This window comes from Lentzea tibetensis, from assembly GCF_007845675.1.
Taxonomy (GTDB): Bacteria; Actinomycetota; Actinomycetes; order Mycobacteriales; family Pseudonocardiaceae; genus Lentzea; species Lentzea tibetensis.
Map to the genome: position 1 here is coordinate 1 of NZ_VOBR01000078.1, position 3620 is coordinate 3620.

At 63.6% G+C, this 3620-nt stretch carries 1 protein-coding gene; it reads right to left on the minus strand.

The window, feature by feature from the left end:
• Positions 1-173: 173 nt before the first annotated feature.
• Positions 174-3461 carry a hypothetical protein gene (locus FKR81_RS42945; RefSeq protein ID WP_146361335.1) on the minus strand — a complete coding sequence of 1096 codons (3288 nt, stop codon included), beginning with the start codon at positions 3459-3461 and terminating at the stop codon, positions 174-176.
• Between the last annotated feature and the right edge of the window lie 159 nt (positions 3462-3620).

A 3620-nucleotide genomic window follows, 5' to 3' on the forward strand; every position in this document is an offset into this window, starting at 1 on the left:
CCGACTGTCACGTTGCAGCGCGTTTCCTCGGCGATCATCGGCGGCGTTTTGTTCTGGCGACTTGTCGAGTTCGATCCGGTCGCGACCCTGCTGGCCGCGAAGAGCATGAGCGCCGGCTCTCGGTATTTCTCGGTGTTGCGGCGGCCGCCGCAACACCGAGGAACATCGCTGCTCTATAAGGAGGCTGGTGATCGTGTTGCTGTGGCGGTTGTCGTGAGTGCTGGGGGTGTGGCGGGGGTCTTCTGGGTGGGGTTGAGGTCGTTGTTCGTCGGGGTTTTCTGGCCGGGTAATCTGAGGTGTGCGATGTTGGCGATGGTGTGGTTGCTGTTGTCGTTAGTGGTGGGTCGTAGTTTGGGGGAGTTGGTGGTGGAGGGTGTGGTGGAGTTGGTGGGTGTTCTGTCTGCGAATGTGGTTTGGAAGTCGCGGAAGTTTTTCCAGAGGTCGTTTTCGGCTTTGTTTTGTCGGATGGGGTTGGTGGTGATGGGGGTGGGGTTGGTGCCGTAGACGTGTTGCAGGAGGGCGTGGATTTCGGGTGGTTCGTGTTGTTGGACGTGGTGTTTGCCGTTGTTGCGGGGTTGGTGGGTGTGGGGGTCGTGTCCGGTGTTGGCGCCGAGGTAGGTGGTGGCGAGTTGGGCGAAGTATTCGTTGACGTTGCTGGCCGAGTAGTTGGGTTGGGTGGGGTTGGTGCCGTGGGTGGGTCCGTCGGGCCACTGCACGTGCTCGCCGGTCATCGCCTTGTTCCATTTGTGTTGGAAGGCTTGGTTGATGGTGCGCCGGTCGTCGCTGGTGAGGCCGTGGTTGTGGATGGTGTGGGCGAATTCGTGGATGAGGACGGAGTAGCCGTCGTCGTAGTGGGGTGCGTGGCCGGTGGTGGTGGTGCCGCCGGTGAGGTTCTCCGCGCCGACGGCGACCAGGAGGGTCCCGCCGGCGCCGCGGGAGGTGTTCCAGCTGCCGTGGTGTGGTGAGATCTGCGTGCCGGCCAGGTGTGTGAACTCCTCCAGTTCGGTGAGGGCCGTGTTCTCGGGGATGAGGACGACCTGGACGCCTTTGTTGAGGAGTCGTTCGGTGATCTCGGGGTTGCCGAGCATGCGGGCGAGTTGTGCTTCGGCGTGGTGGCGGGCGGTGACCGGCTGGTTGATCTCGCCGGCCCGGCGGACCATGAGCTGGGCGGCGGTCTGGGCGAACACCTCCGGCGGCAGGGTGTCGCGGAGCTTGCGGACGAGTTCGGGTTTCCCGGTCAGGAGGGTCTGCCGGTTGCCGTGCAACCGTTCCAGCGCCGCCGCGCGTTCCATTGGTGTCATCTCGGGCAGTCGGGACACGAGCTGTTCCCATTGCCCCTCGTCGGCGCGGGTGTATTCCACGGGCTGTGACGTGCCGGTGTGCTGTCCGGACAGTTGCCGCCGCATCTCGGCCTCGTCCGCGGCCACGAGATCCAGTTTCTCGGTCACGTCACGCAGTGCCTGGTCGATGACAGGCAGCTCGTAGTCGTGGAACAACCGGTTCAACTGGCCGGGGCTGAGCTCGTCGAGCAACTGCAGTGCCTCGACCGGCAGCTCGTGCAGGCTGGACAGATACTCGATCCGCGCGTGCAGCGCGTTGACATACGCCCCGAGATCCGCCTGTGCGGCCTCGTCACCAGCCTGGCCACCTGCCTGGCCACCGGTTTGGGTCTGCTGGTTGAGCTCGCGAATCGAGGCGTAGCAGGCGAGCTGCGTGAGCTGGGCCTGGTTCAGGTTCTCCAACACCCGACGACCGCCGCGCAGGCCGGCGTTGAAACGCGAGAACACACCCGAGATACGGGCAGAGGAAACAATCGCCTCCCTGCGTTCCTGCAGCCTCTTCTGCTCCGCCCCCAGAGCATGCTTGAGGTCCTCGTACCCCCTCAACGCCTCCCGCACTCCCGACACCACCGACGCCGTACGCGCCGCCTCCCGCGTGGCATCCAAGTCCTTCAAGCGCTGCCGGGACCGCTCATACCCTTCCGGGTCCCGCGCCACATTCGGCTGACTACCTCGCTCGGTGTCGATCCGCTTCTGCAGCAGCGAGTCGTCCTGCACCAGCAGCTTCCCCAGACGCGTCTCCACATCCGCGACCTCGGCGTCGTACCCGCCCGCCACGTAGGCGTAGGGCTTTTCCAGACGCAACCGGTCCAACTGGCCAGTGGTTTGCTCGATCTCCTCCTCAAGCCGATCCACCACCACCGGCGGAGGCGGAGGCGGCAGATCGATGTCATCGATCTCCATGAGATCGACGCCACCACTATCGACACCACTGGAACCGACACCACTGGAATCGATAGCGGTGGAGTCGACAGTGGTGGGGTCGATGTCCATGGCATCGGTGTACTCGTAATCGAGCAGGCCGTTGCCCGCGGTGACCGCCGAGGGCTCCGGAAGAGCCAGGAACTCGTCGCGAACACTCTGCAGATCCGACAAGCTGTACGTGTCCGGAGCCAAAGCGATATCACCGAGCTTCAGATACACGTCCATGTACTGCTCAAACTGCTCGCGGGTGCCGCCCGGCCAGTCGAAATCAGCACTGCTCGACGCATCCCTCAGGATCTCGGCCACAGTCGCTTGCGGAGGCTTCCACGGGTGACTGTCGTCCTCCGCCCACGATGCCCCACTATGGTCCACCGACGGATCGAAATACTTCAAAACAGGCTTGGCCAGCCTCTTCTGCGTCTCCACCGCAACTCTAGGATCGTACCGTACGGCCTTGGCGACGTCGTGTCCGTACACGTGGCGATGGGCAATGTCGACATGGTCGGCCGCGTCCGAGAACCCCGTGCTGAGAAACCCGGCCGCACTGTTGGTGTTACCACGCCCGACCCACACATTCGACACATGGTTGAACATCCGCTTTTCCCACAACTGCAGATCCTTCACCATGCCGGCACGACCCACATGACCGGGCGGATAATGATAGTTGACCCAAGAATTGAAGGCATCACGCATCAGGTGACTGGGAATGATATGCCGTTTATGGAACAGCTGCCTCCCGCCCTGCATCGGCGGCAACGGACGCGCCCCATCTGTCGCGGCGAGGAAGGCGCTGCGTTTGACCGGCTCAAGCTCGTCACGAAGTTTCGGATTGGAATCGAGAGGCTCAACACCGCCGATACGAGCCAACGCATCCGCCTGGGCCCGCCCGGACAACGCCCCACGAGCCCACTCACAAAGCGCATCCCGCTCCTGCGCGGAGACCTCGACCAAACCGGCAGGAACAACAGCCGTGAACAAACGGCGGCGCCTGGTCTTGTCCAGTTCTTTGAGCAGACCCACCTTGTTCAGCTCGGCCACGTTCTGCTGAATGGCGTCGACCACGTGGCCGAGGCGATAGTCACGCTGGACAAGGCCGACGAGATCCTGGGCGCTCAGGGGCTTGTCGGTGCTGAGCAACACCGCCAGCGCCGCGGCGGCACGCTTCTGCCCAGCATTGCCGAACGCGTCGCGCAACACGGCGGGAAGTGGCGGCAGGAGCCGCGCGGCACCCAAAGGCTCCGTGCCACCGATACGAGCCCGCGCATTGGCACGCCCACCAACATCAGCGAGCTCAGCAGCCCACTCTGCTAGACCAGGATCATTCCGAAGACTCTCAGGAACACAACCGACATAGAG